Below are 25,681 nucleotides of genomic sequence, written 5' to 3' on the forward strand. Positions count from 1 at the left end.
GAGCGGGGTGCGGTTCCGGTCCCTGCCGAAGCGGGCGCAACCATCGGAAACAGAAAAGCCTCACTAAGCACGTGGCTCAGTGAGGCTTTTGTTGGCGCGCCCGGAACGATTCGAACGTCCGACCCTCAGATTCGTAGTCTGATGCTCTATCCAGCTGAGCTACGGGCGCGCAGTGGAGGGGCGCTGATAGAAGGGGTTTCCGAAGCTGGCAACCCCGTTGCGCAGGAAAATTTCACATGCCACATCGATGCGCGATGAGCACCCGCCTTCTTTCCGCGAGCCCTGCCCTGCTGGGCGCCCTTGGCCTGTTGCTGGGCGGATGCGCCGCCGGTGCGGGGGGCGGCGATGCGCCGTCGCTGCTGCCGCGGGCGATCGAGAGCCGGGGCGACGCGCTGCCGGCCTATACGCCGCCGCCGCTGGTCGCCGACCCGGAACTGGACGCCGCCATCGCCCGCAATGCCGATGCGCGCGCTGCCGCGGCGCGGCGGCTGGAGCCGATCGCGCAGCGCGCGCAGGCGGCGGCCGCGGCGGCGCGCGGTGCGGCGGTGGGCAGCGAACGGTGGATCGCCGCGCAGAGCGCGCTGGCGGAGCTGGACGATCTGCGCGCGTCCGCCTCGGCAGCGGTGACGGACCTGGAGCAGCTGGCGATCGCGCGCGCGGCGCAGGGGCTGCCCGACTATCCCGCGCTGGAGCAGGCGCGACAGGCGGCGGCGGCGGAACTCGCCGCCCAGACGCAGCGTATCGAGCGGCTGGAGGCGACGGTGCCGCGCGCCTGAGGCTTGATCCGGGCGTCTAGAATTTCAGCAGCGGCAGGATGGTCGCATAATCGTCTGTCCAGGCGGCAAGGCCGGCGCGCGGGTGCAAGCTCACCCACCGACCGCCGCCGGCGCGGAGCCGGGCGAGGGTCGCGGGGTCACGGCTGAGCGCGATCCAGTCGGACGCAGCCTGCCAGGACGTGCGCGGCGCGGGCGGGCGATAGGTGAGCATCGCCACCTGCCAGCCGCCGTCCCGCGCGGCGGCGGCGACCACCGGCGCGAGGTCCAGAAAGCGGTTTGACACATGGACGAGCAGCAGCCCGCGCGGCTGCAGCACGCGCGCATAGGTGGCAAAGGCTTCCCGCGTCATCAGGTGCATCGGCACCGCGTCCGACGAGAAGGCGTCGAGGGCCAGCAGGTCGAAGCGCTCGCGCGGCTCGGCGGCAAGGCTGAGGCGCGCGTCGCCGATCGCGACGCTGGCCCGCGGAGCGCAGTCGGAGAGGAAGGTGAAGCGGCTCCGCGCGATCCGCTCCATCAGCGGGTCGATCTCGAAAAAGCGCCAGTCCTGCCCCGGCCGGGCATAGCAGGCGAGCGTGCCGGTGCCGAGGCCGACGATGCCGATGCGCGCGGACGGGCCAAAGAGAGCAGGCGCCAGCCGCAGCGCCCGGCCGATGCCCGAATCCGGCACGTAATAGGTGGTGGGCGTGCGCTCGCGCGCGGGGCTGCCGAGGAGCTGCGCGCCGTGCACGGTGGTGCCGTGGTTCAGCTGGCGCTCGCGCGGGCCCTGGCGGATGGTGTAGACGCCGAAATAGCTGCGCATCCGCGCGCCGCCCGCCATCGTCATCTCCAGCGAGCGCCAGCCGCCGAAGATCAGGAGCGAGGCGGCCAGCACCGGCACATAGGCGCGGCGGCTGCCGATGGCGAGAAGGCCGAGCAGGACCACGCCGACAAAGGCGAGCCCCTGGACCGGACCCGGCCGGTCGGCGGCCGGAAAGCGAATAACCAGCAGCAGCAGGAGGCCGAGCAACACCGCCAGCGCGGGCACCGCGGCGCGGCGGCGCCAGAGGCCGCGGAAAGCGTGGAGGAGAAAGTGCTGCGGCACCAGCGCGCCGGCAGCGAGGATCAGCAGCGGGAACTCGTAGGTGCCGTCGAACAGCAGGGGCGCGGCGATGCCCGCGAACACGCCGCCCAGCGCCCCGCCGATCGCGATGACGAGGTAGAAGCCGGTGAGCCGCTCCGCCCCCGGTCGCGCGCGGAACAGGGCGGTGTGGAGCGCGATGCACGCCACCGTCAGCAGCAGCAGGGCGACCGCCGCGTTGAGCCAGGAGGCGTCTCCGGCGCCGCTCACCAGCCCTCCCCCGAACAGCACCAGGGTGATCGGGGCGAAGCGGGTGACGAAATCGGCGACACCCCGGCGCGCGGCAAAGGCGACGGTGAAGCTGAGCAGATACAGGCCGAGCGGCAGCACCCACAGGAGCGGCATGGCGACGAGATCGGTGGTGAGGAAGGTGGAGGTCGCCAGCATCAGCCCGGAGGTGACGAACGACACCAGCAGCCAGAAGGCGATGCGCCGCCGCGTCGGCGCGCCGTGGAAGTCGAGCACGGGCTCCGCCGGCACCGCCGCCCGGCGCGGCAGGGTCAGGGCGCAGGCGGCGACAAGCAGCACGAGGAGCGCATAGCCGATGCTCCACAGCACGCTCTGGCCGCGCAGCGCGAGGCCGGGCTCCACCAGCAGCGGATAGGCGACGAGCCCGGCAAAGCTGCCGAGGTTGGAGGCCGCATACAGGGCATAAGGATCGACCTGGGGGCAGGAGATCGAGAACCAGCGCTGGAGCAGCGGCGCCTGCGCGGAAACGGCGAAGAACAGCGGGCCGATGCCCAGGCCGAGCAGCCAGGGCACCCACAGCGCCGGCTCGGCGCCGGGCGGCGGCACCAGCGCGCCGATACCGATCGGCAGCCACAAAGCCGCGGCCAGCAGCACGCCGAGATGCGCCAGCGCCTGCCGCCGCGGGGCGAGTCGCCCCAGCCCGTGCGCATAGGCGTAACCGCCGAGCAGCAGCGCCTGGTAGAGCACCATGGCCGAGTTCCACACGGCAGGCGCGCCGCCCAGTCGCGGCAGGGCCATGCGCGCGACCATCGGCTGGACCAGGAACAGGAGGAACGATCCGGTGAGGATCGCCACCACGAACAGGAGGCGCGTGGGCAGGCCGCGCGGCGCCGTCTGATCGGGCTCGGTCATCCGGCGGCGCGAGGTGCCGGGCGGTCGATCGTGTAGACGATCATCGCGCCGACCGGATCACCGGCGGCGAAGCGCGGGTGGCGGAAATCGAGATCGGCGCGGCGGCGCATGCCCAGCCGCTCCATGAGCCCCCGGCTGCGCGTGTTGGCGGCGGCCGTCCAGGCGGCGACGAGCGGCTCGTCGGTGTTGGCCCAGGCGAAGGCGAGGCTCGCCTCCGCGGCCTCCCGCGCGATGCCCTGCCCCCACCAGGCCTCGCCGATGCGCCAGCCGATCTCCAGCACGCGCGGCACCGGCGTTCCGGGATGGCCGCCGATGCGCAGGCCGCAGATGCCGGCGAGCACGCCCTCCGACTTCAGCTCCACCGCCCACATCGAATGGCCCTGCGCCGCCTGGCCGGCGATCTGGTCGTCGATCAGCCGGTGCAGGTCCGCTTCCGGCTGCACCCCGCCGAGATGCGCGGTCATCGCCGGCGTGTTCACCAAGGCGGCAAAGGCGGGCTTGTCCTCCGCGCGCCACGGCCGGAGCAGGAGGCGGGCGGTTTCGATCACCCGAGCAGGCGGGCGGCGTGGAGCGCGTGATAGGTCAGCACGCCCGAGCAGCCGGCGCGCTTGAAGGCGGTGAGCGTTTCCAGCACCACCGCGTCGCGATCGGCAACGCCGGCGGCGACCGCGGCCTCCAGCATCGCGTACTCGCCGGACACCTGATAGGCGAACACCGGCACCTCGAAGCGCTGCTTCACCCGGTGGATGATGTCGAGATAGGGCAGGCCCGGCTTGACCATCACGCTGTCCGCGCCCTCCGCAAGGTCCAGCGCGACCTCGCGCAGCGCCTCCTCGGCATTGGCATGGTCCATCTGGTAGGTCTTCTTGTCGCCCTTGAGCAGCCCGCCCGAGCCGACCGCGTCGCGGAACGGGCCGTAGAAGCCGCTGGCATATTTGGCGGCATAGGACATGATCTGGACGTTGTGGCGGCCGTCGCCCTCCAGCGCGTCGCGGATCAGGCCGACCCGGCCGTCCATCATGTCCGACGGCGCGATGATGTCGGCGCCGGCCGCGGCCTGGTTGAGCGCCTGGCCGACCAGCATGTCGGCGGTGGCGTCGTTGAGCACGTAGCCGGCCTCGTCCAGCAGGCCGTCATGGCCGTGGCTGGTATAGGGATCGAGCGCCACGTCGGTCAGCACGCCGATCTCGGGCACCGCCTCCTTCAGCGCGCGGGTGGCGCGGCACATCAGGTTGTCGGGGTTGAGCGCCTCGCGGCCGTCCGCGGTGCGGCGCTCCGGCTGGGTGTAGGGGAACAGCGCAAGGCAGGCGATGCCGGCGTCCCGTGCCTCGCGGGCGCGCTCGACGATGCGGTCCACCGACCAGCGCGAAACGCCGGGCAGGCTGGCGATCGGCTGCTCCACGCCCTTCCCTTCCACCACGAACAGCGGCCAGATGAGATCGGCGGGCGTGAGCAATGTTTCGGCATGGAGCCGCCGGCTCCACGGCGTGGCGCGGGTGCGACGAAGACGGAGCTGCGGATAACGGGCGGACATGCGCGCCTCTCTGCGGGATCGGGAAGCGATTGCCAAGCGTTACGCCCCCGTTCCTTTAGCCCCGGGAAAGCGCATGGCCCAGTCTCGACCCGCGTTTCGATCCGCCGCGATGATCGTCAACGCCAAGTCGCGGAAAGGACAGCGCATGTTCCGCGAGGCCTGCGCGGCGATGGCGGGGCTGCCCTTTCCGGTCGACGCGCATGCGGTGGACGATCCGGACGAGCTGGAGGCGACGGTGAAGGCTGCGCTGGCGAAGCAGCCGGACCTCGTCATCCTGGGCGGCGGCGACGGCACCATAAGCGGGCTCGTGGACCTGCTGGTCGGGCGCGGCGTGACGCTGGCCGTGCTGCCGCTGGGCACGGCGAACAGCTTCGCGCGCTCGCTGGGGCTGCCGCTGGACGTGGCCGGCGCGGTGGCGGCGATCGCGGGCGGGCGGACGAAGCGGATCGACCTGGGCAGGATCGACGACGACTATTTCGCCAATTGCGCGGCAATGGGGATTTCGCCCAAGATCGCGGAAACGGTGCCGCATGGCCTGAAGAAGGTGCTGGGCAAGCTCGGCTATCTCAGCTGGGCGGCGTGGCAATTCTCCAAGTTCCGCCCGTTCACGCTGATCGTCGGCGAAGGCGCGGCGGCCGAGCGGCTGCGGGTGGTGGAAGTGCGCATCTCCAACGGGCCGTACCATGGCGGCACCGAGCTGGTGCAGGAGGCGGACGTGGCGTCGGGCGAGATCGTGGTGCAGGCGGTGTGCGGGCATGTGAAGCGGCGGCTGATCAAGAACTGGGCGGCGAGCATCCTGCGGCTGGAGGCGCGGCACGAGGACACCCGGACGTTCCAGGGCAAGTCCCTGCGCATCGACACCGAGCCGCGGCTGCCGATCTCGATCGACGGCGAAGTGCTGGCGAAAACGCCGGTGACCGCCAGCATCGCGGCGGGGGTGATCGAGGTGGTGGTGCCGTGAGGGGGCAGCCTTCCTGGGCGCTCTTGCCGCAGTCAGAAGCCGAACAGCGCGACCTTTCCGGCAACGACCGCGATCCTGACCGGTGTCTTCTTGGTGTCGCCGGTGGCCATCGGACAGGACATGGTTCCTTCCACCCACCTGCCGCCGCCCGACTTCACCGAAGAGAGACCCAGCAGGTTCGCGGCAACGGGCTCAGGGGAAAGCGCGAGCGCTCCAACCGAGCATTTCATCTGCGAGAACCGGACGAGGACTTCTTCCGCTTCGGCTATCGGACCGGCCACATCGCCGGCGGCGATCGCGGCATCGCCGGTGCGCAGACGGCGGGTCGCCACCACATCGCCGGCCATCACGGCCTTCAGAAAGGCCTCTGCCACGGCGACCGGTCCGGTCTGTGCCGCCAGCGGGGTCGCCCCTGTCAGAACGACAATCGCCGCGGCTGCGCGGAGGCGCATCGTTTCCCTCTCCCTGTTGGCTGCAACCAGCAGCGTCCTTCGGGGCCCGCCAGGGGCGAGGCGTTCCGAACGGCAGGGCGGCAGACTATCATACCGCCGGGGGATCGCAATCGGGCGGTAGCGGACGATGCCGTCGAAAACCTTGAGCGGGGTCGCTTGCGGGGACGCCCCTCCACCAGCCTTGCGGCTGGTCCCCCTCCCCGCGGAGCGGGGAGGATCGGAACGACGGAAAGCGGGCGCGCGCGTACGCGGCCCGTGAACACGAGGGAAAGGGATCGACCGGCGCGTCCTAGCCACGGTTTTGCACCCGGGGCTCGACGACTTTTGAGACACTCGCTACACTACGAAGCGTCGAGACTTCTTGTGTCTGCCGGGTATCGGCGACGCCCCCGGTACTCTGCCGCACCGGCTCTGGCATGGAGATTGAGTTGAACCGCTGTCACCGGTTCCTCTCGCCCTCCGGACGTCTTCAAACCTTCCCCGACCCTGATGAACGGACATCCGACTTTAGTCCCGGATGGCTCCGCGCCGGTCGATCGCCGGGCATGGTGCTTGTGACGGCACCACCACCGGCTGCTTTCGTTCAAACCCGCCGCAGGCCCTTACCGCGGTTCTGAACTGCTGCGGCTTATAGCCATATGGGTTCGCGTTGTCAAGCCTCTTGTTCCCCGGCGGAGGCCGGGGTCCAGGTGGGGGCGGGGGGTTGGGGGTCGCCGTGCTGCAACCTGGGCCTTCCCAGCTGGGCCCCGGCCTTCGCCGGGGAACAGGGAGAAGGGTTGGGTTCACGCGAAGGCGCGAAGACGCGAAGAGAAGGGCAGAAGAAGAGGGTTCACGCGGAGGCGCGGAGGCGCGGAGGAGGGCAGGCTTGAGGAGGGCGGTGGCCGTCTGACGGGATTCCTGACGCGCTTTGCGCGTCGATCCTCTCTCTCCGCGCCTTCGCGCCTCTGCGCGAACCAACCTTCTTCTTCGCGTCTTCGCGTCTTCGCGCGAACGAACCTGCTGCGCACCTTCGCGAGATCCCGCTCCTGCTTCCGACGCCGGCGAAGCACCGGCCATGCCTAGCCGGTCGGGTGCGCGCGGCCGACGGGTTCGCTTTGCGCGTGGGTCTGTTCGCGGGCTTCCTCGGGGACGACGAGCATTTCCGTGCGCCAGCGGCCGAGGCGGTAATAGGCCAGCGCCAGCGCCATGGACACGAGCGAGCCGATCGGGAAGCTGAGCCAGATCGCGTCCGGCCCGAGCGCCGGGCGGAGCAGGGTCGCGAAGCCCAGCCGCACGGGGTAGAGCGACACGATCAGGATGAGGAGCGGCGGGATCGTCGCGCCGTTCGCGCGCACCGTGGAGAAGATCACGATGGTGACGCCGAATAGGATAAAGGTCCAGCTGGCGACGAGCTGGATATGGCGGGCGATCAGCAGCGCCTCCGCGCCGAGGTTGAACAGGCGCATGACCGGGCGATCGAAGGCGAGCATCGCGGCGATCATCACGCCGGTGAGCAGCAGGTTGAGGAGCACGCCCGAGCGGGTGATCCGCCCTACCCGCTCCCACCGGCCGGCGCCGATATTCTGCGCCGCCATCGCGCTGACCGCCGCACCGATGGCGAGCGCGGGCATCTGGAGGTAGGTCCACAGGTTCTGCGATACGCCATAGGCTGCGGCGGTATCCACGCCGAGCTTGTTGACGAGGCCGATCATCGACAGGCCGGCGGTGGACATGACCAGCATCTGCGCGCCCATCGGCAGCCCCTTGGCGAGCACCACGCGCATCAGCGCGGGCTCCGGCAGCAGGTAGCGCCATTCCGCCCCGCGCAGCCGGATCGGCAGGTCGCGGGCATAGATATAGGCAAGGAGCGCGGCACAGGAGAGCGTGTTGACGATCAGCGTCGCGGTGGCCGAGCCGGCGATGCCGAGCCGTGGCGCGGGGCCGAGCCCGGCGATCAAAACGGGGTTGAGCGCGCCGTCCAGCAGCACGCTGAGCCCCATGAACCACAGCGGCGTCAGGCTGTCGCCCGAGCCCCGCAGGCCCATCATCAGCAGGACCAGCAGCATGGAGGGAGGCATGCCGAGAAAGGTAACGCGCAGATACTCCTCCGCCAGCCCCTGCGCCTCGCCCGGCGTATCGAGCAGGCGCAGGATCGCACCGGAGGTCGCCCAGCCGACAAAGCCGATGATGCAGGCGCCGAGCAGGACGAGGCCGACAGCCGAGCCGAAGGCGCGCCGGGCGCCATCGAGGTCATGCCGCCCGAAGCTCTGCCCGACGAGGATGGTCGCGGCCATGCCGAAGCCGAAGACGAGGCCGAACATCAGGAACATGACGATGTTGGCGTTGGACGTGGCGGCCAGCGCGCCCTCGCCGATGAACTTGCCGACCCAGATCGAATTGACCGAGCCGTTGAGCGACTGAAGGACGTTGGAGGCGAGCGTGGGCAGCGCGAAGACGATCAGCGTGCGGGCGATGGGCCCGGTCGTGAGATCGCGCGTGCGGGGCATTCCGGCTCCCTCTCCCGATGATCGCCGTGCTGAGTAGCGGCCAGGCGCTGCACCGAAGCACTGCTCGCGAGACAGTCCTTCGATACGAGCCTTCGCCAGCGCTCAGTCTCTACTCAGGAAGAACGGTCAAGGGGAGGAGCCGAACTTGTCGCGCTCCTCCCCGGCCGTCGATCAGCGCGCGGCGGCGTCGAAGCGGCGGCCGACCTCGTCCCAGTTCACCACGTCCCACCAGGCCTTGAGATAGCCGGGGCGGTCGTTCTTGTAGGTGAGGTAGTAGGCATGCTCCCACACGTCGTTGCCGAGGATGGGCGTGCCCTTGTCCTTGGCGTCGTCCATCAGCGGGTTGTCCTGATTCGGCGTGGAGGTGACCTTCAGCGCGCCACTGTCGTCCACGATCACCCAGGCCCAGCCGGAACCGAACTGGCCGGCGCCCTTGGTGTTGAAATCCTCCTTCAGCTTGTCGAGCCCGCCATAGGTCTCGATTGCCTCGGCCAGCTTGCCGGACGGCTGGGTGGAGCCTTTCGGGCCCATGATCTTCCAGAAGAAATCGTGGTTCCAATAGCCGCCGCCATTGTTGCGCACGAGCGGCGGGAGCGAGGAGATACGCCCGAGGATCTGCTCGATGCTCTGCCCCTCCAGCGAGGGATCGGCGGCGACGCCTTCGTTCAGCTTGGCGGTATAGGCCGCATGGTGCTTGTCGTGATGGAAGGTCATGGTTTCCTTGGAAATGACCGGCTCCAGCGCGTCATAGTCGTACGGCAGCGGGGGGAGTTCGAAAGCCATGAGTCATCCTCCTTGGAAACGGGATAGGGGCGGAACGCCCACGGAAGCGATTTGGGTCCGGCGCGATCGTTACGCAACCGATTCATGGCTGCCGATGAAAAGTCAGCTGCCCGCGGCGATGAGGTTGTGGCGCTTCAGCGCGTGGCGGAGCTGGTCGTAGGTGAGGCCCAGCCCCTTGGCGGCGGCGCGCTGGTTGAAGCGATGCTCGGCCAGCGCCTTGGCGAGCAGCTCGCGCTCGAAGCGGGCGATGCGGCCCTTGTAGTCGGTGGGTTGCGGCTCGGCGATCAGCGGCGCCTCGGCGAGCGCGGGTGCGCCGACCGGCTCGGCGACGAGGGTCGGCACCGCGCCGCCGCCCGGGCGATAGGGCGAGGCGAAGGGGTCGAGCTGGATCGCGTCGATCGGCCCTTCCCGCTCCCAGCGGTACACCGCGCGCTCCACCGTGTTGCGCAGCTCGCGCACGTTGCCGGGCCAGCCATATTCGCACAGGATGTCCAGCGCGGCAGGTCCGAAGCCCGGCCAGCGGTCGCGGCCAAGCTCCGCCGACATGCGGCGGCCGAAGAATTCTGCGAGCACCGGGATGTCGCCGGCGCGCGCGCGCAGCGGCGGCAGGGTGACCACCTCGAAGGACAGCCGGTCGAGCAGGTCGGCGCGGAAAGTGCCGGCGGCGGCGCGATCGGGCAGGTGTTCGTTGGTTGCCGCGACGATGCGCACGTCCACGCGCATCGGCCGCGACGAGCCGATCCGCGTCACCTCGCCATATTCGACCGCGCGGAGCAGGCGTTCCTGCGCGCCCATGCTGAGCGTGCCGAGCTCGTCGAGAAACAGGGTGCCGCCGTCCGCCTCCTCGAAGCGGCCGGCGCGCGCCTTGGTGGCGCCGGTGAACGCGCCCGCCTCGTGCCCGAACAGCTCCGCCTCGATCAGCGTTTCGGGCAGCGCGGCGCAGTTCAGCGTGACGAGCGGCTGGTCCCAGCGGCCGGACAGGCGATGCAGGCGCTCGGCGACCAGTTCCTTGCCGGTGCCGCGTTCGCCGATCACCAGCACGGGGCGATCCAGCGTGGCGGCGCGGCTGGCACGCTCCAGCGCGTCCAGAAAGGCGCCCGATTGCCCGATCACCTGTGTTGTTCGCTCGACCATGGCCAAAGCTTGGTGCAATTTCCCAATCCGTGGCAAGCGCAAAGATGGAGGATGTTCCTCCAGCAGCAAGGAAATGGCGGATTTCCGCGCCTCTCGCGACTTGGCACGCGCCGTGCAAAGCTTGGTGCATCCGCCGAACACGGCGCACAAAGGTTCAGGAAGGAAGACACCATGACCAACATGAAAACCAGCATCGGCCAGACGGTTCTGACCGCGATCGCCGCCCTGCTGGTGGGTGGCATGTTCGTCGGCGGCGCCGTGGCGCCCGCGATGAACGCCGCCGGGGTTGCCGTCACCCAGGTCGCGTGACGGCATGGCCGGGGCGGGCCTTATACCCCTCGCCCGCCCCGGTTCATCCTTCCGTTCAAGTATCCAAGGAGCACCCGATGGGCATTTTCTCCCGCACCCGAGACATCATCGCCGCCAACTTCACCGACCTGCTCGACAAGGCGGAGGACCCGTCCAAGATGATCCGCATGATCATCCTGGAGATGGAGGAAACGCTGGTGGAGGTCCGCGCCTCCGCCGCCCGCACCATCGCCGACCAGAAGGAAATGCGCCGGCACATCGCCAAGCTGGAAAAGCTGCAGGAAAGCTGGACGGAGAAGGCCGAGCTGGCGCTCTCCAAGGACCGCGAGGACCTGGCCAAGGCGGCGCTTGTCGAGCGGCAGAAGGCGTTCGACATGGCCGAGCAGCTGGGCATCGAGGTGTCCGTGCTGGACGACGCGCTGCGCGCCTCGGAAGAGGATATCGCCAAGCTGCAGAACAAGCTGCGCGACGCCCGTGCCCGGCAGAACGTGATCCAGACGCGCCTCGAAAGTGCGCAGAACCGCTTCAAGCTGCGCGAGGCCTATGCCGGATCGAAGGTGCAGGAAGCGTTCAGCCGCTTCGACGTGATGGAGCGCCGCGCCGACATGGCCGAAGGCCGCGCCGACGCGCTGGGCCTGGGGGCACCGGCCAAGACGCTGGAGGAGGAGATCGCCGAGCTCCAGTCGAGCGACAAGGTGGACGCCGAACTCGCCGCCCTGAAGGCGCGCCTGAACAAGGAGGGCTGAGATGGACGAGGTCATCGTTCCGATCTTCGTCTGCGGCATCCTGTTCCTGGGCCTGCCGTGGATGATCCTCCACTATGTGACGAAGTGGAAGGGCACGCCGAAGATCACCGCCGAGGACGAGAACCTGCTGGACGAGATGTTCAATCTCGCCCGCCGGCTGGAGGATCGCATGAACACCGTCGAGCGGATCGTCGCCGCCGACAATCCCGACTGGAAGCCGAGCATCACGCAATCGCAGCAGGGCTCGCTGCCCCAGTCCAACTATGAAATCAGCCGGAGGAACTGAGATGTCGAGCCGCACCAAATTCTACCTCGATCCGCAGGATGGGAAGTGGAAGGGCGTCTGCGCCGGGATCGCCGATTATACCGGGGTGGATGCGCTCTGGGTCCGCCTGGGGGTCGCCGGGCTCACCGTGATCGCCCAGCAATGGTGGATCGTGGTCGCCTACATGATCGTCGCCTGGGTCGCCGAGAAGAAGCCCTACGGCCTCTACGAAGGCGCCGAGGACCAGAAGTTCTGGCAGGGCGTGCGCTCCAATCCGAAGCGCTCCACCGCCGAGGTCCGCTCCAAGTTCCGCGACATCGATCGCCGGCTGGCGGACATCGAGACCTTTTACACCAGCCGCAACACGCGCCTGGCGGACGAAATCGAGAGCCTGCGCTAGTCGCCAGGGCTTCAACAGGGGAAAACGGGAAAATGGAACCGGGTCAGGTCTTTGTTCTGCTGATCATCGCGATGACCATGTTCGCCGGCATCGTCCGTACCGCGATCAAGGCGCGTCACGGCTATCCGATCGAGGAAGGGCGCCGCGCACGCCGGGCGATGCGCCGCCCCTTCGGACCGATCGGCCGGGGCATGGCCGCCCGCTACGATGACGGCGAGGACGAGCTGCAATCGCAGCGCAAGATCGAACTGCTGTCGAGCGAGAACGAGCGGCTGACCGGCCAGATCGGCCGGCTGGAGGAGCGGCTGCGGGTGCTGGAGCGGATCGCCACCGATCCCGCCGAGCGCACCGCGCGCGAGATCGAGGCGCTGCGCGACACGCACTGAGCGGACCGGCCGGGCGGCAATCGCCCGGCCCCAGAACCAAGGACACACAGCGATGGCACTTGTGATTTTCGCGGCCGTGCTGGCCGTGCCGACGGCGGCTGCCGTCTACTTCATCGAACGGGTCGACCGGGTCCGCCGCCGCGAGGCGCGCGCCCAGGCCCAGCCCGCCGAATAGGAGCAAGAGCGATGAACGGATTCACCGTCTTCATGCTGGTGTTCGTGGTGATCGGCCTCCCCGTGATCCTGGGCATCGGCAGCAGCATCTTTTCCGACTGGCTGAAGCACAAGGAGAAGATGGCGGCGGCGTTGAACGCGCAAACCGCCGAAAAGGCCGCGCAATATGCCGCCCATACCGAGCGGCTGGAGCAGCGGGTGCGCGTACTGGAACGGATCGTGACGGACAAGGGGATCGACCTAGCCGACGAGATCGAGCGGCTGCGCGACGATCGCCCCGCCCCGCTGAACTGAGGAGAGAGAGGCATGAACCCGTTCGAGATGGTGGTCCTGATCGTGCTGATCGTCACCGTGGGCGCGGTGCTGAAAACGCGGGCGAACGCCGCCCGCCACCGCGAGGCGGCAATCGAGCCGACCGACGTGGAACAGGAGAACCGCGAGCTGCGCCGCGAACTGCGCGCCATGCAGGAGCGCCTGGCCGTGCTGGAACGGCTCGCCACCGACAACAACGACAGCAGCGCCCGTCTCGACCGCGAGATCGAGCGGCTGCGCGACAAGCATTGAGGAGGCATTTCCCATGTCCGACCCGAACCTGTACCTCACCGCCGCGGCGAGCGGCTTGCTGGGCCTGGCGATCGTCACGGTGGCGGCGCTTGCCGGATGGCGCGGCTGGCTGTCGCTGAAGCAGCAGGAACTGCAGCATCACTTCGTTCACGCGCAGGGCCCCGGCGTGCCGACCGCGTCGGCCCGGATCGAGATCGCCGACCTGAAGGAACGCATCCGCAAGCTGGAGGCGATCGCCGCCGGGGTGGACCTGTGACGCGCCCGCGGGTAGCGGCGGGCCATGGCCGAACTTGCTGACATCCGCGACGAATACGAATTCCTCGACGCCGATGACCGTTACCGCCTGTTGATCGATCTGGGCCGCGCGCTGGAGCCGATGCCCGAGCCGCTGAAGACCGAGACGACGCTGGTGCGCGGCTGCTCCGCCTCCGTCTGGGTCTATCCCACCGCGCGGGGGGACGGCACCCTGCACTTCCTGGCGGATTCCAACGCCGCCATCACGAAGGGGATCATCGCCCTGGTGCTGCTGACCGTGCAGGACCGGCCGGCGGCCGAGATCGCCACGGCGGATATCGAGGGGGCGCTGGCGCCGTTCGACCTGCGCAACCAGCTGAGTTCCAACCGCACGCAGGGTGTCCCGAACATGATCGCGCTGATCCGCGAAACGGCCGGGCGGCTGGCCGGCTGATCCTCCCACGGACCGCTATGTAATTGGCGGGTCCGGGCGCGGCGGGGGCTTCAGCGGCGCGCAACATCCGGTGCGCTACCCTGGCGCCATGTCCCGCTTCCACTCCGCCACGAGCACCACGCTGGACGAGTTGCAGTTGCTGAGCGACCTGCACGCCGCGCTGGACGCGGCGGATACGCTGGGATTGTCGCTGGTCGGCATGCGGCTGGAACAGGCGATCGCCGCCATCGGCGAGGATCAGCGCTCGCCGAGCCCGAGCGACGAGGCGACCTGATCGAGGTCGGCGCCGCAGCGCACCAGCGACCATTCGCCGGGCCGCGCGCCATTCACCACGGTGACGGCGTCGCGCGGGCAGATGCCGAGGCATTTCACCTCCACCACGCCGGCCCGCCCCTTGCGCCCCTTCTTGAGGCCGAGATGCGCGCGCAGTGCCTTGGCCAGCGATCGGCGGCCTTTCTCACCGAAGCCGCCGTCCATCTTCTTGGAACATTTGCCGCAGACCAGGACCACCCGGTCCCAGTCGGCGCGCACGGTTTCCTTCATGCAGGGCGCTGCTTCATGCAGGGGGGCGCCATTGCCGGCGTTCCTCGGCCGTGCGCAGCACGTCATAGGCGGCCTGGATCGCCTGAAAGCGCTGGGCGGCATCGGCGTCGCCGGGCTTCACGTCCGGGTGGTTGCTCTTGGCGAGGCGGCGCCAGGCGGTGCGCACTTCCTCGAACTCGGCATCCGCTTCCAGCCCGAGCACCTCCAGCGCGCGCATCTCGTCGCGCGAGCGGGTGCCGTCGCCGGGACCGGCCCAGGCGTTGTGCTTGCTTTGCGAGAAGCCGGAGGCGTCACGCCGCTCGTTGGCCTCGCGCTGTGCCGCTTCCTCGGCGGACAGGCCCTCGAAATAGTTCCAGTTGCGATTGTACTCGCCGGCATGCTCCTGGCAGAAATACCAGCGTTCCGGGCTGTTGGGGGATTTGGGCGCGGGGCGGTCGCCGGGCTGGTCGCAGCCTTCGCGGTCGCACAGGCGCACGGTCACGGCCTCCCGCTCGGCGCCGTAGCTGCGCCAGCGGGGAAAGCCCCAGTCGACCGATCGGGAGGAACGCGCCATCCGCCCAATGTAGGCGGACCGGCGGGAGGTCGCAACGCGGTTGCGGTGTTTACCGCGGGGTCCGGTCGCCCCCACCGCCCGCCCATATCGGCGGACGTCCGCGAAACTGAAACGCCAGAGGGCCTGTAAGCCGGGTTCTGTCCACCCCGCGAACGGGGATAGGCGACCATTCCTCTTGGCCGACGATTGCTCGCCGGCTCCAGCAACCAACCCGGGCGACGGGCGGGAACACGCCCCTGTGCCGCCCCTATTCGGTTTTGCTCCCGGTGGGGTTTACCATGCCGCCTGCCGTTGCCGGAGGCGCGGTGCGCTCTTGCCGCACCCTTTCACCGTGGCGTCGTCGAAACGGTCGCCGTCTTCTCTCTGTGGCACTTTCCCTGGGGTTGCCCCCGCCGGGCGTTACCCGGCACCGTTGTTCCGTGGAGCCCGGACTTTCCTCGGCATGTTCGACACATGACGCGGCCGCCCGGCCCTCTGGCGAAACCGGCCTTACTCGTCCCCTTGCGGCTTTGGCAACAGCAGCGCGAGCAGCAGGCAGCGGCATTCCATGTCGATCACGCCGTCGATCAGCTCGGGGCGGAAGCGGCGCTGGAAAGCGACCACGGCGGCGAGCTTGTCGGAAACCTCGTAGCCGAACCGTTCGAGCGCCAGCAGGAAGCCCGCGTCGGTCCAGTTCGGGTCCATCAGGTTCCGGGTCGGCCGCGGCAAGGCGAGGCGCACGCGGGCAAGCCGGTGCCAGGGGAACAGCTCGCCCGGATCCTGCTTGCGGGTGGGCGCGATGTCCGAATGGCCGACCACGTTGCCGCGGGTGATGCCGTGGCGCTCCTTGATCTCGGCGACCAGCGGGATCAGCGCGTCGATCTGCGCATCGGGAAAGGCGCGGTAGCCGTGTTCGTGGCCCGGATTGCACAGCTCGATGCCGATCGAGGCGGAGTTCACGTCGGCAATGCCGCGCCAGTGCGACTTGCCCGCATGCCAGGCGCGGTGCGGCTCGGCGACCAGGCGGTGCACCCGGCCGTCCTGGTGGACGAAATAGTGCGCGGACACCTTGGCTTCGGGGTCGCAGAGACGCTCCAGCGCGGCTTCCGGGCTGGTCATGCCGGTATAGTGCAGCACCAGCATGGACACGCCCAGCGTGCGATTGTCGTGGTTCGGTGACGGCGTTTCGATAATCAACACAGGAGGTCCCCCCGCCAGCGCCACCGCGCCGGCCCTCTCCCCCGCTCTACCGTGCCAAGCGCCCGAGCGGAATAGGGTGTGCAAGGCTCGGCTCGTAGAGCCCGCGCCAGCGCGCCGAGGGACGGAAGGCCTCGGTCTGGCCGATCACCGTTTCGCCCGCGCCCAGCACCAGCAGTCCGCCGGGACGCAGGCTGAGCGCCAGGCGATCGAGCACCGTGCGCCGCAGCGACGGGCTGAGATAAAGCAGCACGTTGCGACAGAGGATCACGTCGAAGCGGCCGAAGGGCAGCGGATCGCCGACCAGGTTGAGCCGGCGGAACTGGATGCGGCGGACCAGATCGGGACTGGCGACCCAGTCACCGCCGTCGCTCTCGAACCAGGATACCATGCGGCGGACCGGCAGGCCGCGCTGGATCTCGAACTGCGAGAAGCGGCCGGCGCGCGCGCGGACGAGCGCGGCTTCGGACACGTCGGTGGCGATGATCTCCGCGCGCACCTGCCGCTCGTCCAGCGCCATGGCGAGCGACAGCGGTTCCTGCCCGGTCGAGCAGGCGGCCGACCAGATGCGCGGGCGGCGGGAGATCGCGCTTTCGTCGCTGATCGACTTCACGGCGTCCGCGACCATGTCGAGCACGCCCGCATCGCGGAAGAACGAGGTTTCCTGGTTCAGGAGGGCATCCACCACCTGCTCCGCCAGCGCCGGCTCAGCGCCGCCCACCAGCGCCGCGACCAGCGCGTCGAGCGACGCCAGCCCCCGCGCGCGCATCAGCGGCTTGAGCGCGGTTTCCACCAGCCACTCGCGGTTGGCGGCGATCTGTTGCCCGGTGCGCTGTTCGAGCAGCGCGGCGAAGACGTTGATCGCGCCGCGCCGTGGCGCCGTGGGCGTCAACATGCCGGCCGCCGTCCCGACGCGATCAGCGCGCCGATGCGGTCGGGCGGCAGCACCGCGGCGGCGTGGCCGTTGGTCGCCACCGTGCCGGGCATGCCCCAGACGACCGAGCTCTGGCGATCCTGCACCACCACGCAGCCGCCGGCACGCGCGACCAGCCCTGCGCCCTCGCTGCCGTCGCGCCCCATGCCGCTGAGCACCACCGCCAGCGCACGCGGGCCGAACACTTCGGCGATGCTGGCGAACATCGGGTCGACCGAGGGCGTACAGCCGCTGCGAACCGCGCCGCGCAGCAGGCGGACGGAGGCGCTGCCGTCGCCAAGCGACACCACCCGGACATGCGCATCCCCCGGCGCGACGATCACCCGGCCCGGGCGGATGCGCAGGTGATCGGTGGCAACATCGCACGGCCGCCCCGCGAGCACCGCCACCTGCGCGGCGAAATAGGGCGTGAAGGAGGCCGGCAGATGCTGCGTTACCAGGATGGGCACGGTGCATTCCGCCGGCAGCTGGCGCAGCACCTGGCCAAGCGCATGGATGCCTCCGGTGGACGCGCCGATCGCGACGATGTCGAACCCGGTCCCCGTGGTCGCCACCGGCGCGCGGACCGGCAGCGCGGGCAGGTCGTCGCTGCCGAGGAGGCGGTCGAGCTTGTCGCACAGCGCCTCGGAGAAGCGGCCGGCGAGCGCGCCGGTACCCGGCTTCACCAGCGTGTCGGCCGCGCCCAGCGCCAGCGCCTGGACGGTTGCCGCCGCGCCCTCGTCCACCGAGGAGGACACGACAAGGAAGCGCGCGCCGCGGCCATGCGCGATGAGATCGGGCAAGGCGGTGAGCCCGTCCATGCCCGGCATCTCGATGTCGAGCAGCACGGCGTCCACCCGCGCGGTGCGCAGGAACGCGAGCGCAGCACCGGCGCCCGAGACGGCGGCGGCGACGAGGTAGCGGCCGGTGCCGTCGATCAGGCGCGCGATGATCGTGCGGGCGACCACCGAATCGTCGACGATGAGGATGCGCGGCAGGTCCGCCGCCGCCGTCGGTTCGGACCGCGGCGCCGGGGCTGGCTTCAGCGGCACGGGCAGGGGATCAGGCCAGGCCGACGATCTGGAGCTTGCTTTCCAGCGTCTCGCGGTCGAACGGCTTCATCACATATTCGTCGGCCCCCGCCTCGATGGCGGCGCGGATATGGCCCATGCCGTTCTCCGTGGTGCAGAACACCACCTTGGGCCGGCTGGCCACGTTGCTGTCGCGCAGCGCACGCAGGAAATCCATGCCGCTCATCACCGGCATGTTCCAGTCGAGCAGGATGACATCGGGAGCGGAGGCCATGCAGCTGTCCAGCGCCTCGCGGCCGTCGCCGGCCTCCGACACGGAGAAGTTGAGCGTCTCCAGGATATGGCGGGCGACCTTGCGAATCACCTTCGAGTCATCGACCACCAGGCACGTTTTCATCGATACCATCCGTTGTTTTGCGACCTTGTTTCGCATGGCTTGCACCAAAAGGCGTAAGCGGCTCGTTAATCTCGAACCGGAAATCAGGCCGCCACGGCTGTTTGCGGGATCAGCGAACGCAATTCGATCGCCAGGATCGGCTCGCCTTCCCGCTCCACGATGCCGCAGCCCGCCAGCCGCCAGCCATGGTCCAGCGCGATGCCCGGCGACAGCGGCTCCAGGGTGAAGGGGGCAACGTCGTCCAGCGCATCGACCAGCACCGCATAATGATGTCCGTCCACCGCGGTGATGACCGCGCGCCCGCCGGCATCGGCAAGCGGCGGCAGCCCGAGCGCGACCCGCGCGTCGATCACGGTGACCACGCGGCTGCGCAGCGCGGCGAGCCCGCGCACTTCGGCCTGCGCCCCGGGAACGGGCACCACCGCGCCGATGTCCACCACCGATTCGACCTGCGCCGATTCGATCGCAACGTTGCGGCCGCCCAGCCGGGCGATCAGGAAAAGTGCGTTCATGCCCGCCTCCCCGCGGCGCCTGCCAGTGCGCCGAGCAACGCGGCGCGATCATAGCGGTAGATCGAGTCGGCGCTTGCCCCCTCGCGTTGGGTGCGCAGGCGCACGACGGGTACGCTGGTTGGTGCGGCCATGACGGTTTCCTCCATGGCGAGCACCACCGCCGCCTTCTCCCCGGCGGCGAGGCGGGTGACGGCGCGGTAGCCCGCCGCCTCGATCGCGGGTTTCAGGAAGGTGCGCATCCAGTCGCTCCCCTCGCCTTCCAGCAGGCAGACCGGGGCCGCAGCCGGCGTGGCATCCTCCGCATGGTTGGCGAAGAGCCAGTGGAGATCGAGCACCTCGATCTGCTCGCCCTCGACCGCGACCACGCCGGCAACGGGGCCTTCCTCCGCGGCGGGCACGAGCTCCTCGGGCAGGTGCACGATGTCGAGCGCCTCGGCGATGAGATAACCGACTTCCTGCGCGCCGTCATGGAGACGGAGCACGGAGAGGTGCGCGCGTTCCTCCCAGCGGCCCTGCGCCGCCAGCGGCACGATGCGTCCGTCGATCGACAGGCGCAGGCGGCCGGCGGAGAAGCGGATCGCTTCGGCCGCAATCGGCTCGATGCGGTCGATCGCGGCCAAGGGGGCCAGACGCCGGGCACCGTCCAGATCGTGGAACAGCAGTGCCTGGACGCCCTCAGAGACGCCGCCGTGAACTTCCTCCTCCTCCGCCGCCGCGCGGTCGAAGCGGAGCCCGGCCTTCGCGGCGATGCCGGCGCAGTCGAGGAGCAGCATCGGCAGGCCGCTGTCGGGCAGTGTCTGGCCGGCATAGGTGCCCACCGCCATCACCGCCGGCGCCGCCGGCTTGATGACCAGTTCCTCGCTGTCGAGCACGGCATCCACCGCCAGCGCATAGCTGCCCCCCGCCACGCCGACGATCGCGAGCATGTCCGGATGGCGCTCCTCGTCCCCAGCGTTCAGTCCGAGCAGGCGGCCGAGATCGACCAGCGGCATGCGACGCTCGCGCACGGTGGCCGCCGGCGTGTCGCCGATCATGTCCACCCGGATCGCCTCGGCATGGGCCGACACGATCTCCTCGATCCCCTGCCGCGGGATGGCGAAGCGCTGCCCGGCGACCCCGACGCCGATGGTGGAGATGATCGACAGCGTGAGCGGGACGTGGATGGCGAGGCAAAGGCCGCCCCCCGGGGTGTTCAGCAGCTCGATGCGGCCGCCGATCTGCTCGATGTTGGCGCGCACCACGTCCATGCCCACGCCGCGGCCGGAAATGGCGGAAACGTCGTCCTTGGTGGTGAGGCCGGGCTCGAACACCAGGTTCAGCCTGGCCTTGTCGCTGAGCGCGCGCAGTTCGTGTTCGGCGCGGCCGGTGCGGGCGAGCTTGGCGATGACCCGGTCCACGTCGATGCCGCGGCCGTCGTCGGAAATCTCGACGATGATCTGGTTGCCCGACTGGCGCGCGCTGACCGTCAACCGGCCGTTCTCGCGCTTGCCGGCGCGGCGGCGTTCGGCCGGCGCCTCGATGCCGTGGTCGATCGCGTTGCGGACGATGTGCACGAGCGGATCGCGCATCATCTCGATCATCTCGCGATCGAGCTCCACGTCCGCGCCTTCGATGGCGAGCGTCACCGACTTGCCCAGTTCGGCCGCGGTGTCGCGCACCATGCGCGGCAGGGCGGAGAACAGTGCCTCGATCTTCTGCATGCGCGTGCGCGTCACCGTGTCGCGCATTTCGGCGACGGTGAGCGACAGGCGTTCCAGCGCGGCCTCCACCACCGGATCGGCGCCGTCGTCGCGCAGGCGGCGGGCGAGCTCGTTGCGGGCGAGCACCATGTCCGACATGCCGCTCATCATGCGATCGAGCAGGTCGACGCTGAGCCGCACGGAGCGGGTGGGTGCGCGCTGAACAACGGGTGCGTTGGCGTGGACGGTGGCTGCGGAGCCCTCGTCCAGCGCGGCGATCAGCAGGTCCTCGCCGGAATCATCGAGCGAGGCGCCGGCATCGATCGCCTCCACCAGCTCGCCGATGCGATCAACAATGGCGAGCACGGCGTTGACCAGGCTCGTGTCCGGCGCCCGCTCCCCCGAGCGGACGGCGGCGAGCACGTCTTCGGCGGCATGCGACAGGCGCGACAGGCGCGGCAGGTCGAGAAAGCCGCAGCTTCCCTTCACCGTGTGCACGAAGCGAAAGATCGCATCCAGCCGCTGCCGGTCGCCGGGCGCGGCCTCCCACGCGACGATCTCGCCGGAAAGCGCCTCCAGCGTTTCGCGCGTCTCGGCGATGAACTCCTGCAGCAGATCGTCCATGGGACCCCTTGGCTCTTCCACCCGGGAGCCTTGGACGAGATCGGTTAAAAGCGGGTTTACCCGGCGAAGGTGGCGCCGAAGAGCAGCACGGGCGAATCCGGCGGGGACACCTGCAATTCGCCGCCACCTTCCTGGAGCAGCAGGTCCACCAGGTGCGCGGCGGCCGCGCGCGGGGTGATCGCATCCCGGCTGACGCCGGTGAGGGCATGGCGCAGCTCGTCGTCCAGCACGATGCGCGGGCCTTCGGCGCGGATCACGATCTCCACCTGCGTGCCGTTGTCCTCCGCCCCGATATCGAGCTGCCCCCCGCGCACCAGCGCGTCACCGGCGATCAGCGCGAGGTTGAGCAGCACCTTGATCGCCGCCTTGGGCAAGGTGGGGTTTTCGACCAGCCAGTTCACGGCCAGCCGCTTGTTGTCGGTGAACAGGCCCTCCAGCGCGCCCTGCGCCTCGCGCGTGTCGATCACCTCGCCGAAGCCGCCGGCCGCCCCGAAGGCGAGGCGGAAGAACTTCAGCTTGTTGGCCGACGCCCGCGCACTGTCCGCCAGCAGCGCCATGCAGCGCGCGCGCATGTCCGCATCCTGTTCGTCCGCCAGCAGTTCCAGCCCGTTGTTCAGCGCGCCGACGGGCGACAGCAGATCGTGGCACAGGCGCGAGCAGAGCAGGCTGGCGAAGTCGACGGCGCTGGTGGGCAACATACTCTCCCTTGGGTTGCCGCTGTTGTGGCGATGCGGACCCCTGCGCGCAACCCGTCCGCGCGGGATCGGCGGCGGTCAGAAGGAGAGGCGTGCCCGGGCGAGCACGCGGTCGCCGCTGTTGCGCGGGTCTCCGATCGGGGCGGGCCGGCGTTCCGATCGATCGGTGCCGACATAATCCAGCCCCAGCGTCAGCGGAAAGATCGTGCGCTCGATGCCGACGCGCCAATCGGTATAGTCGCCGCCGGGGCGCAGACGGTCGGAATAGAGCCTGTCTTCGCTGCCGCTGGTGTGGCCGACCGCGGCGCTGAGCGTGACCGGCGTGGCGGGGATGCCTGCGCTCGCACCGGCATAGACGTAGAGGTTGGACCCGCCGATCGCGCGCTGCGCCGGGGCGATGCTGGCGCCCGCTTCCACCTGCAACGGCCCGAGCGAGTAGCTGGCGTCGGCGCCGGCCTCCCAGTAATCCATGCGATCGGCGGCATCGACGAAGAAGTGGCCGGTTGCGGAGGCACGCAGGCGGAAGGCCGACAGGTCGATGCTTTTCGCCAGCGTGAGGTCCGCCACCGCCTCCGCGCCCCGGTGGCGCGGCGACCCGCGCAACGCCACGGCGCGGGCGCTGGCCTGAAGGCTCCAGACATCCGCCTGCACGTCGGCGGAGACGGAGGGGTCGCCGTCGCTCCAGCTCAAGCCGCGGCGCCGCTCGTCGGTGGTTGCCTCCACCCCCGCGCTGACCTGGGCGTGGGCAGCGACGGGGAGCAGGCCGAGGATCAGGGCCAGCGTGGCCGGACGGGGAACGCTCATCCGGTGCGGCTCGCCTCGTGCAGGCGGTCGAGTTCGGCGTGCAGCACGGCGCTGTCCTCCGCGGCGAGGCTGACGAGATGGCCGCGCAGCTCGCCGGATCGCTGCGCAACCTCCTGGCGGATAGCCGCGCGCTGGGTATCGCACCAGCCCGGACGGCGGCCTTCGAGCACCTCGGCCCGCTCGAAACTGCGGTGAAGCGCCGCGCCGGTCGCGTGGCGTGCCTCCCGCCGCACGGTGAGGCGCGCGCTCCACCTGCACGACAGGGTGGACATGCGCCCGCCGGGCGCCGCGCTGCCGACCTGACGATGCTCGATGGCAAGGTCGCCGCGATACCGCGCGTGCGCGACGCCGGACGGGTGATCCGCCCGGCTGCTGTGTTCCAACGGCGTTGCGGCGGGATCGGAAGCGAGGCTCGCGAGCGTGAGCAGGGCAAGGGTCAACATCCATGGTCTCCTGTGCGAAGCGCCCCGGCTCTTGGCGGGCGGGATCGACCCTGTGCATCTAGGAGAACGGGCGCTGCGTTCCGCTGCCGCACTGAAACAAAGCGTTGCTCAGGCGACGACCAGTTCCTCCGGGTCGAACCGGCCCGGCGCGACCACCCGCCACCCGCAAAGCCGGCAACCGTCGGTGATAATCCACAAGGCGCCCACGTCCAGCGCGTGGGCGGCGTCGCAGGCGGACGGCTCGGGCTTGCCGGAGGGATGCGAATGGTAGTGACCGAGCAGCGCCGGGCCGCTGCCTCTGGCGGCGCGGTGCGCGGCAAGGAGCGCGGCGGGATCGATCTCGAAGCGGCGGGCAGGATCGTCGGCGATGTTGCGGCAGGGGCGTGCCTCGGCGATCCTGCCGCCCTGCCCGAGCAGCAGTCCGCAGACTTCGGCCAGGGGTGAAGCCGCCGCTTCGCGCAGGATCGTTTCGGCAGCGTACCTTGAAATTTCCGTCTTCATCCCCATCTTCGTTACGCAATGGACCGGGGGGTTTCCATCATCACCGCGACGATTTCGGAGGCTGCCGGCGGGTGGCGTCTGGACCGTGCGCTGGCCGACGCGGTGCCGACCCTGTCGCGCGAACGGCTGAAGGTGCTGATCGCCGCCGGTGCGGTGAGCGATGCGGTGGGCGCGCTTGCCCGCGACCCTGCGCGCAAGGCGGAAGCGGGTGCCGAGTTCCGCGTGGCGGTGCCCGAACCGGCGCCGGCGCACAACGAGGCGCAGGACATTCCGCTGCACATCGTGTTCGAGGACGAACATTTGATCGTGCTCGACAAGCCGGCGGGGCTGGTGGTGCATCCGGCGGCGGGCAATCTCGACGGCACGCTGGTGAACGCGCTGCTGCACCATTGCCAGGGCTCGCTGTCGGGCATCGGCGGGGTGGCGCGGCCGGGCATCGTCCACCGCATCGACAAGGACACGTCCGGCCTGATGGTGGCGGCCAAGACCGACCGCGCGCATGAAGGCCTGGCGAAGCAGTTCGCCGCGCATTCGATCGACCGCCGCTACAAGGCGATCACGTCGGGCCAGCCGACCCCGCCGGCCGGACAGGTCGACGCGCCGCTCGCGCGCTCGCCGACCAACCGCAAGAAGGTGGCGATCGTGGCCGGCGGCAAGCGCGCGGTGACGCATTACCGCACGCTGGAGCGGCTGCGCGATGCGGCGCTGGTGGAATGCCGGCTGGAGACGGGGCGGACGCACCAGGTGCGCGTTCACATGGCGAGCCTCGGCCATCCGCTGGTCGGCGATCCGGTGTATGGGCGCACGAGGAACAGCCACAAGGCGCTTCTGGAATTGCTCGGTTTTCGGCGGCAGGCGTTGCACGCCGCGGTGCTGGGGTTCATCCACCCGATCACAAGCAACGCTTTGTCGTTCGAAAGCCCGATGCCTGCGGACATGCAGGAACTGTTCAGTAGACTCTACGTATAGGTTCACGTGCGCACGTCGCCTCCGGTAGGGACGGTCGCGCCACTTTGAAGGGAGAACGATCATGGCCAGCGGCAACGTCCCCGCGACGATCCCCGCACTGGGCGGCGAGGCAGGCCTCAACCGCTACCTTGCCGAGATCAAGAAGTTTCCGATCCTCAGCCCCGAGCAGGAATACATGCTCGCCAAGCGCTTCGAGGAACATGGCGACACCGATGCGGCGGCGCAGCTCGTCACGTCGCACCTGCGCCTCGTCGCCAAGATCGCGATGGGTTATCGCGGCTATGGCCTGCCCACGTCCGAGCTGATCTCCGAGGGCAATATCGGCCTGATGCAGGGCGTGAAGAAGTTCGAGGCGGATCGCGGCTTCCGCCTGGCGACCTATGCCATGTGGTGGATCCGTGCCTCCATTCAGGAATATATCCTGCGTTCGTGGAGCCTAGTGAAGATGGGCACCACCGCGGCGCAGAAGAAGCTGTTCTTCAACCTGCGCCGGATGAAGTCCAAGCTCGACGCGTTCGAGGACGGCGACCTGTCGCCGGAGCACCTGACCAAGATCGCCACCGATCTTGGCGTCACCGAGGATGAGGTGACGAGCATGAATCGCCGCATGGCGATGGGCGGCGACACCTCGCTCAACGTTTCCATGCGCGAGGATGGCGAAGGCCAGTGGCAGGACTGGCTGCAGGACACCGGCCCGCTCCAGGACCAGGTGGTTGCCGAAGCGCAGGAGGCCGACGTGCGCCACACCATGCTGGTGGACGCGATGGAGGATCTCAACGATCGCGAGAAGCACATTCTGACCGAGCGCCGGCTGACCGACGACCCCAAGACGCTGGAGGAGCTCAGCCAGGTCTATGGCGTCAGCCGCGAGCGCGTGCGCCAGATCGAGGTGCGGGCGTTCGAGAAGCTGCAAAAGGCGATGATGCGCCTGGCCGGCGAGAAGCGGCTGCTCGCGGCCGTCTGAT

General features: G+C 69.5%; 34 protein-coding genes, 1 tRNA gene and 1 other RNA gene. 15 read left to right on the top strand and 21 right to left on the bottom strand.

Features of this window, described 5'->3' with window-relative positions; all coding sequences use genetic code 11:
- Nucleotides 1-92: 92 nt before the first annotated feature.
- Nucleotides 93-169 (bottom strand) — tRNA-Arg (locus tag DVW87_RS07975).
- Between the two features lie 85 nt (nucleotides 170-254).
- Here DVW87_RS07975 and DVW87_RS07980 point away from each other — a divergent pair.
- Entirely contained in the window at nucleotides 255-776 is a 522-nt protein-coding gene (locus DVW87_RS07980; RefSeq protein ID WP_114687275.1) for a hypothetical protein, read from the top strand.
- A gap of 16 nt (nucleotides 777-792) precedes the next feature.
- Here DVW87_RS07980 and DVW87_RS07985 read toward each other — a convergent pair whose 3' ends face one another.
- From DVW87_RS07985 to hemB, 3 genes are read right to left on the bottom strand one after another with little or no spacing between them, the layout of a single operon-like run.
- The gene (locus tag DVW87_RS07985; RefSeq protein WP_114687276.1) at nucleotides 793-2,994 is read right to left on the bottom strand and encodes a fused MFS/spermidine synthase; all 2,202 of its coding nucleotides are present in this window, start codon (nucleotides 2,992-2,994) and stop codon (nucleotides 793-795) included.
- The gene (locus tag DVW87_RS07990; RefSeq protein ID WP_114687277.1) at nucleotides 2,991-3,542 is read right to left on the bottom strand and encodes a GNAT family N-acetyltransferase; all 552 of its coding nucleotides are present in this window, start codon (nucleotides 3,540-3,542) and stop codon (nucleotides 2,991-2,993) included. Before DVW87_RS07990 ends, DVW87_RS07985 begins: the two co-directional genes overlap by 4 nt.
- Nucleotides 3,539-4,528 (bottom strand): porphobilinogen synthase, encoded by a 990-nt coding sequence (hemB, locus tag DVW87_RS07995; RefSeq protein WP_114687278.1) that lies wholly within the window; start codon nucleotides 4,526-4,528, stop codon nucleotides 3,539-3,541. Before hemB ends, DVW87_RS07990 begins: the two co-directional genes overlap by 4 nt.
- 73 nt (nucleotides 4,529-4,601) lie before the next feature.
- Here hemB and DVW87_RS08000 point away from each other — a divergent pair, with 73 nt between their 5' ends.
- The gene (locus DVW87_RS08000; protein ID WP_239017822.1) at nucleotides 4,602-5,489 is read left to right on the top strand and encodes a diacylglycerol/lipid kinase family protein; all 888 of its coding nucleotides are present in this window, start codon (nucleotides 4,602-4,604) and stop codon (nucleotides 5,487-5,489) included.
- 32 nt (nucleotides 5,490-5,521) lie between these two features.
- Here DVW87_RS08000 and DVW87_RS08005 read toward each other — a convergent pair whose 3' ends face one another.
- The 4 genes from DVW87_RS08005 to pspF form a co-directional block, all read right to left on the bottom strand.
- Nucleotides 5,522-5,836 (bottom strand): hypothetical protein, encoded by a 315-nt coding sequence (locus DVW87_RS08005; RefSeq protein WP_147276233.1) that lies wholly within the window; start codon nucleotides 5,834-5,836, stop codon nucleotides 5,522-5,524.
- Nucleotides 5,837-6,999: 1,163 nt separating this feature from the next.
- A complete protein-coding gene (locus tag DVW87_RS08010) occupies nucleotides 7,000-8,427 on the bottom strand; it encodes an MATE family efflux transporter (protein WP_114687281.1) in 1,428 nt (475 codons plus the stop codon).
- A 171-nt stretch (nucleotides 8,428-8,598) separates the two neighbouring features.
- Nucleotides 8,599-9,210 carry a superoxide dismutase gene (locus DVW87_RS08015; RefSeq protein ID WP_114687282.1) on the bottom strand — a complete coding sequence of 204 codons (612 nt, stop codon included), beginning with the start codon at nucleotides 9,208-9,210 and terminating at the stop codon, nucleotides 8,599-8,601.
- Nucleotides 9,211-9,312: 102 nt separating this feature from the next.
- Nucleotides 9,313-10,344, bottom strand: a complete 1,032-nt coding sequence (gene pspF / locus DVW87_RS08020; RefSeq protein WP_114687283.1) for a phage shock protein operon transcriptional activator — start codon at nucleotides 10,342-10,344, stop codon at nucleotides 9,313-9,315.
- 171 nt (nucleotides 10,345-10,515) lie between these two features.
- Here pspF and DVW87_RS18060 point away from each other — a divergent pair, with 171 nt between their 5' ends.
- The 11 genes from DVW87_RS18060 to DVW87_RS08065 all read left to right on the top strand — a co-directional run bounded on the left by DVW87_RS18060 (nucleotide 10,516) and on the right by DVW87_RS08065 (nucleotide 14,150).
- Nucleotides 10,516-10,653 carry a hypothetical protein gene (locus DVW87_RS18060; RefSeq protein ID WP_181814770.1) on the top strand — a complete coding sequence of 46 codons (138 nt, stop codon included), beginning with the start codon at nucleotides 10,516-10,518 and terminating at the stop codon, nucleotides 10,651-10,653.
- Nucleotides 10,654-10,730: 77 nt separating this feature from the next.
- Nucleotides 10,731-11,399, top strand: coding sequence for a phage shock protein PspA (gene pspA, locus DVW87_RS08025; protein WP_114687284.1), 669 nt, complete (start codon nucleotides 10,731-10,733; stop codon nucleotides 11,397-11,399).
- A gap of 1 nt (nucleotide 11,400) precedes the next feature.
- A complete protein-coding gene (gene pspB, locus DVW87_RS08030; protein ID WP_114687285.1) occupies nucleotides 11,401-11,685 on the top strand; it encodes an envelope stress response membrane protein PspB in 285 nt (94 codons plus the stop codon).
- A gap of 1 nt (nucleotide 11,686) precedes the next feature.
- Nucleotides 11,687-12,064: an envelope stress response membrane protein PspC gene (gene pspC / locus DVW87_RS08035; protein WP_114687286.1), complete on the top strand. Its 378-nt coding sequence runs from the start codon at nucleotides 11,687-11,689 to the stop codon at nucleotides 12,062-12,064.
- 32 nt (nucleotides 12,065-12,096) lie between these two features.
- Nucleotides 12,097-12,450, top strand: coding sequence for a hypothetical protein (locus DVW87_RS08040; RefSeq protein ID WP_114687287.1), 354 nt, complete (start codon nucleotides 12,097-12,099; stop codon nucleotides 12,448-12,450).
- A gap of 52 nt (nucleotides 12,451-12,502) precedes the next feature.
- A complete protein-coding gene (locus tag DVW87_RS18485) occupies nucleotides 12,503-12,625 on the top strand; it encodes a hypothetical protein (protein WP_275402078.1) in 123 nt (40 codons plus the stop codon).
- 11 nt (nucleotides 12,626-12,636) lie between these two features.
- Nucleotides 12,637-12,918, top strand: coding sequence for a hypothetical protein (locus DVW87_RS08045; protein ID WP_114687288.1), 282 nt, complete (start codon nucleotides 12,637-12,639; stop codon nucleotides 12,916-12,918).
- 12 nt (nucleotides 12,919-12,930) lie between these two features.
- Nucleotides 12,931-13,188, top strand: coding sequence for a hypothetical protein (locus DVW87_RS08050; protein ID WP_114687289.1), 258 nt, complete (start codon nucleotides 12,931-12,933; stop codon nucleotides 13,186-13,188).
- A gap of 13 nt (nucleotides 13,189-13,201) precedes the next feature.
- The gene (locus tag DVW87_RS08055) at nucleotides 13,202-13,444 is read left to right on the top strand and encodes a hypothetical protein (protein WP_114687290.1); all 243 of its coding nucleotides are present in this window, start codon (nucleotides 13,202-13,204) and stop codon (nucleotides 13,442-13,444) included.
- A 24-nt stretch (nucleotides 13,445-13,468) separates the two neighbouring features.
- On the top strand, nucleotides 13,469-13,876 hold the full coding sequence (locus DVW87_RS08060) for a SufE family protein (protein WP_114687291.1): 408 nt from the start codon (nucleotides 13,469-13,471) through the stop codon (nucleotides 13,874-13,876).
- A gap of 88 nt (nucleotides 13,877-13,964) precedes the next feature.
- Nucleotides 13,965-14,150: a hypothetical protein gene (locus DVW87_RS08065; RefSeq protein WP_114687292.1), complete on the top strand. Its 186-nt coding sequence runs from the start codon at nucleotides 13,965-13,967 to the stop codon at nucleotides 14,148-14,150.
- On the opposite strand, the gene DVW87_RS08070 is transcribed toward DVW87_RS08065, so the two are convergent.
- The 13 genes from DVW87_RS08070 to DVW87_RS08130 form a co-directional block, all read right to left on the bottom strand.
- Nucleotides 14,114-14,419 carry a (2Fe-2S) ferredoxin domain-containing protein gene (locus DVW87_RS08070; protein WP_114687293.1) on the bottom strand — a complete coding sequence of 102 codons (306 nt, stop codon included), beginning with the start codon at nucleotides 14,417-14,419 and terminating at the stop codon, nucleotides 14,114-14,116. The genes DVW87_RS08065 and DVW87_RS08070 overlap by 37 nt on opposite strands.
- A 13-nt stretch (nucleotides 14,420-14,432) precedes the next feature.
- Nucleotides 14,433-14,972 carry a J domain-containing protein gene (locus DVW87_RS08075; protein WP_114687294.1) on the bottom strand — a complete coding sequence of 180 codons (540 nt, stop codon included), beginning with the start codon at nucleotides 14,970-14,972 and terminating at the stop codon, nucleotides 14,433-14,435.
- Nucleotides 14,973-15,082: 110 nt separating this feature from the next.
- Nucleotides 15,083-15,450, bottom strand: an RNA gene (gene rnpB / locus DVW87_RS08080) — RNase P RNA component class A.
- An 11-nt stretch (nucleotides 15,451-15,461) separates the two neighbouring features.
- A complete protein-coding gene (locus tag DVW87_RS08085; RefSeq protein ID WP_114687295.1) occupies nucleotides 15,462-16,151 on the bottom strand; it encodes an N-acetylmuramoyl-L-alanine amidase in 690 nt (229 codons plus the stop codon).
- Nucleotides 16,152-16,197: 46 nt separating this feature from the next.
- Nucleotides 16,198-17,043, bottom strand: a complete 846-nt coding sequence (locus DVW87_RS08090; protein WP_114687296.1) for a CheR family methyltransferase — start codon at nucleotides 17,041-17,043, stop codon at nucleotides 16,198-16,200.
- Nucleotides 17,037-18,107, bottom strand: coding sequence for a chemotaxis protein CheB (locus DVW87_RS08095; RefSeq protein WP_239017886.1), 1,071 nt, complete (start codon nucleotides 18,105-18,107; stop codon nucleotides 17,037-17,039). The genes DVW87_RS08090 and DVW87_RS08095 overlap by 7 nt, the downstream gene beginning before the upstream one ends.
- Nucleotides 18,108-18,123: 16 nt before the next feature.
- Nucleotides 18,124-18,489, bottom strand: a complete 366-nt coding sequence (locus DVW87_RS08100; RefSeq protein WP_114687297.1) for a response regulator — start codon at nucleotides 18,487-18,489, stop codon at nucleotides 18,124-18,126.
- 83 nt (nucleotides 18,490-18,572) lie between these two features.
- Nucleotides 18,573-19,001: a chemotaxis protein CheW gene (locus DVW87_RS08105; RefSeq protein WP_114687298.1), complete on the bottom strand. Its 429-nt coding sequence runs from the start codon at nucleotides 18,999-19,001 to the stop codon at nucleotides 18,573-18,575.
- Nucleotides 18,998-21,304, bottom strand: coding sequence for a chemotaxis protein CheA (locus DVW87_RS08110; protein ID WP_114687299.1), 2,307 nt, complete (start codon nucleotides 21,302-21,304; stop codon nucleotides 18,998-19,000). The genes DVW87_RS08105 and DVW87_RS08110 overlap by 4 nt, the downstream gene beginning before the upstream one ends.
- Before the next feature lie 56 nt (nucleotides 21,305-21,360).
- Entirely contained in the window at nucleotides 21,361-22,002 is a 642-nt protein-coding gene (locus tag DVW87_RS08115) for a histidine phosphotransferase family protein (RefSeq protein WP_114687300.1), read from the bottom strand.
- A 75-nt stretch (nucleotides 22,003-22,077) separates the two neighbouring features.
- The gene (locus DVW87_RS08120; protein ID WP_114687301.1) at nucleotides 22,078-22,803 is read right to left on the bottom strand and encodes a TorF family putative porin; all 726 of its coding nucleotides are present in this window, start codon (nucleotides 22,801-22,803) and stop codon (nucleotides 22,078-22,080) included.
- Entirely contained in the window at nucleotides 22,800-23,246 is a 447-nt protein-coding gene (locus tag DVW87_RS08125; RefSeq protein ID WP_114687302.1) for a hypothetical protein, read from the bottom strand. The genes DVW87_RS08120 and DVW87_RS08125 overlap by 4 nt, the downstream gene beginning before the upstream one ends.
- 108 nt (nucleotides 23,247-23,354) lie before the next feature.
- On the bottom strand, nucleotides 23,355-23,747 hold the full coding sequence (locus DVW87_RS08130; protein WP_114687303.1) for a M67 family metallopeptidase: 393 nt from the start codon (nucleotides 23,745-23,747) through the stop codon (nucleotides 23,355-23,357).
- A gap of 18 nt (nucleotides 23,748-23,765) precedes the next feature.
- Here DVW87_RS08130 and DVW87_RS08135 point away from each other — a divergent pair, with 18 nt between their 5' ends.
- Together DVW87_RS08135 and rpoH are read left to right on the top strand one after the other, a co-directional pair.
- Entirely contained in the window at nucleotides 23,766-24,716 is a 951-nt protein-coding gene (locus DVW87_RS08135) for an RluA family pseudouridine synthase (RefSeq protein WP_114687304.1), read from the top strand.
- 61 nt (nucleotides 24,717-24,777) lie between these two features.
- A complete protein-coding gene (rpoH, locus tag DVW87_RS08140) occupies nucleotides 24,778-25,680 on the top strand; it encodes an RNA polymerase sigma factor RpoH (protein WP_181814771.1) in 903 nt (300 codons plus the stop codon).
- Nucleotide 25,681: the final 1 nt, after the last annotated feature.

This window comes from Sphingomonas aracearum, from assembly GCF_003345355.1.
In the GTDB taxonomy this organism is placed as follows: Bacteria; Pseudomonadota; Alphaproteobacteria; order Sphingomonadales; family Sphingomonadaceae; genus Sphingomonas; species Sphingomonas aracearum.

Coding starts and splice junctions, on each gene's coding strand:
- DVW87_RS07980 (WP_114687275.1), top strand. CDS start 255: ATGAGCACCCGCCTTCTTTCCGCGAGCCCTGCCCTGCTGGGCGCCCTT.
- DVW87_RS07985 (WP_114687276.1), bottom strand. CDS start 2,994: ATGACCGAGCCCGATCAGACGGCGCCGCGCGGCCTGCCCACGCGCCTC.
- hemB (WP_114687278.1), bottom strand. CDS start 4,528: ATGTCCGCCCGTTATCCGCAGCTCCGTCTTCGTCGCACCCGCGCCACG.
- DVW87_RS08000 (WP_239017822.1), top strand. CDS start 4,602: ATGGCCCAGTCTCGACCCGCGTTTCGATCCGCCGCGATGATCGTCAAC.
- DVW87_RS08005 (WP_147276233.1), bottom strand. CDS start 5,836: ATGGCCGGCGATGTGGTGGCGACCCGCCGTCTGCGCACCGGCGATGCC.
- DVW87_RS08010 (WP_114687281.1), bottom strand. CDS start 8,427: ATGCCCCGCACGCGCGATCTCACGACCGGGCCCATCGCCCGCACGCTG.
- DVW87_RS08015 (WP_114687282.1), bottom strand. CDS start 9,210: ATGGCTTTCGAACTCCCCCCGCTGCCGTACGACTATGACGCGCTGGAG.
- pspF (WP_114687283.1), bottom strand. CDS start 10,344: ATGGTCGAGCGAACAACACAGGTGATCGGGCAATCGGGCGCCTTTCTG.
- DVW87_RS18060 (WP_181814770.1), top strand. CDS start 10,516: ATGACCAACATGAAAACCAGCATCGGCCAGACGGTTCTGACCGCGATC.
- pspA (WP_114687284.1), top strand. CDS start 10,731: ATGGGCATTTTCTCCCGCACCCGAGACATCATCGCCGCCAACTTCACC.
- pspB (WP_114687285.1), top strand. CDS start 11,401: ATGGACGAGGTCATCGTTCCGATCTTCGTCTGCGGCATCCTGTTCCTG.
- pspC (WP_114687286.1), top strand. CDS start 11,687: ATGTCGAGCCGCACCAAATTCTACCTCGATCCGCAGGATGGGAAGTGG.
- DVW87_RS08040 (WP_114687287.1), top strand. CDS start 12,097: ATGGAACCGGGTCAGGTCTTTGTTCTGCTGATCATCGCGATGACCATG.
- DVW87_RS18485 (WP_275402078.1), top strand. CDS start 12,503: ATGGCACTTGTGATTTTCGCGGCCGTGCTGGCCGTGCCGACGGCGGCT.
- DVW87_RS08045 (WP_114687288.1), top strand. CDS start 12,637: ATGAACGGATTCACCGTCTTCATGCTGGTGTTCGTGGTGATCGGCCTC.
- DVW87_RS08050 (WP_114687289.1), top strand. CDS start 12,931: ATGAACCCGTTCGAGATGGTGGTCCTGATCGTGCTGATCGTCACCGTG.
- DVW87_RS08055 (WP_114687290.1), top strand. CDS start 13,202: ATGTCCGACCCGAACCTGTACCTCACCGCCGCGGCGAGCGGCTTGCTG.
- DVW87_RS08060 (WP_114687291.1), top strand. CDS start 13,469: ATGGCCGAACTTGCTGACATCCGCGACGAATACGAATTCCTCGACGCC.
- DVW87_RS08065 (WP_114687292.1), top strand. CDS start 13,965: ATGTCCCGCTTCCACTCCGCCACGAGCACCACGCTGGACGAGTTGCAG.
- DVW87_RS08070 (WP_114687293.1), bottom strand. CDS start 14,419: ATGAAGGAAACCGTGCGCGCCGACTGGGACCGGGTGGTCCTGGTCTGC.
- DVW87_RS08075 (WP_114687294.1), bottom strand. CDS start 14,972: ATGGCGCGTTCCTCCCGATCGGTCGACTGGGGCTTTCCCCGCTGGCGC.
- DVW87_RS08090 (WP_114687296.1), bottom strand. CDS start 17,043: ATGTTGACGCCCACGGCGCCACGGCGCGGCGCGATCAACGTCTTCGCC.
- DVW87_RS08100 (WP_114687297.1), bottom strand. CDS start 18,489: ATGAAAACGTGCCTGGTGGTCGATGACTCGAAGGTGATTCGCAAGGTC.
- DVW87_RS08105 (WP_114687298.1), bottom strand. CDS start 19,001: ATGAACGCACTTTTCCTGATCGCCCGGCTGGGCGGCCGCAACGTTGCG.
- DVW87_RS08110 (WP_114687299.1), bottom strand. CDS start 21,304: ATGGACGATCTGCTGCAGGAGTTCATCGCCGAGACGCGCGAAACGCTG.
- DVW87_RS08115 (WP_114687300.1), bottom strand. CDS start 22,002: ATGTTGCCCACCAGCGCCGTCGACTTCGCCAGCCTGCTCTGCTCGCGC.
- DVW87_RS08120 (WP_114687301.1), bottom strand. CDS start 22,803: ATGAGCGTTCCCCGTCCGGCCACGCTGGCCCTGATCCTCGGCCTGCTC.
- DVW87_RS08125 (WP_114687302.1), bottom strand. CDS start 23,246: ATGTTGACCCTTGCCCTGCTCACGCTCGCGAGCCTCGCTTCCGATCCC.
- DVW87_RS08130 (WP_114687303.1), bottom strand. CDS start 23,747: ATGAAGACGGAAATTTCAAGGTACGCTGCCGAAACGATCCTGCGCGAA.
- DVW87_RS08135 (WP_114687304.1), top strand. CDS start 23,766: ATGGACCGGGGGGTTTCCATCATCACCGCGACGATTTCGGAGGCTGCC.
- rpoH (WP_181814771.1), top strand. CDS start 24,778: ATGGCCAGCGGCAACGTCCCCGCGACGATCCCCGCACTGGGCGGCGAG.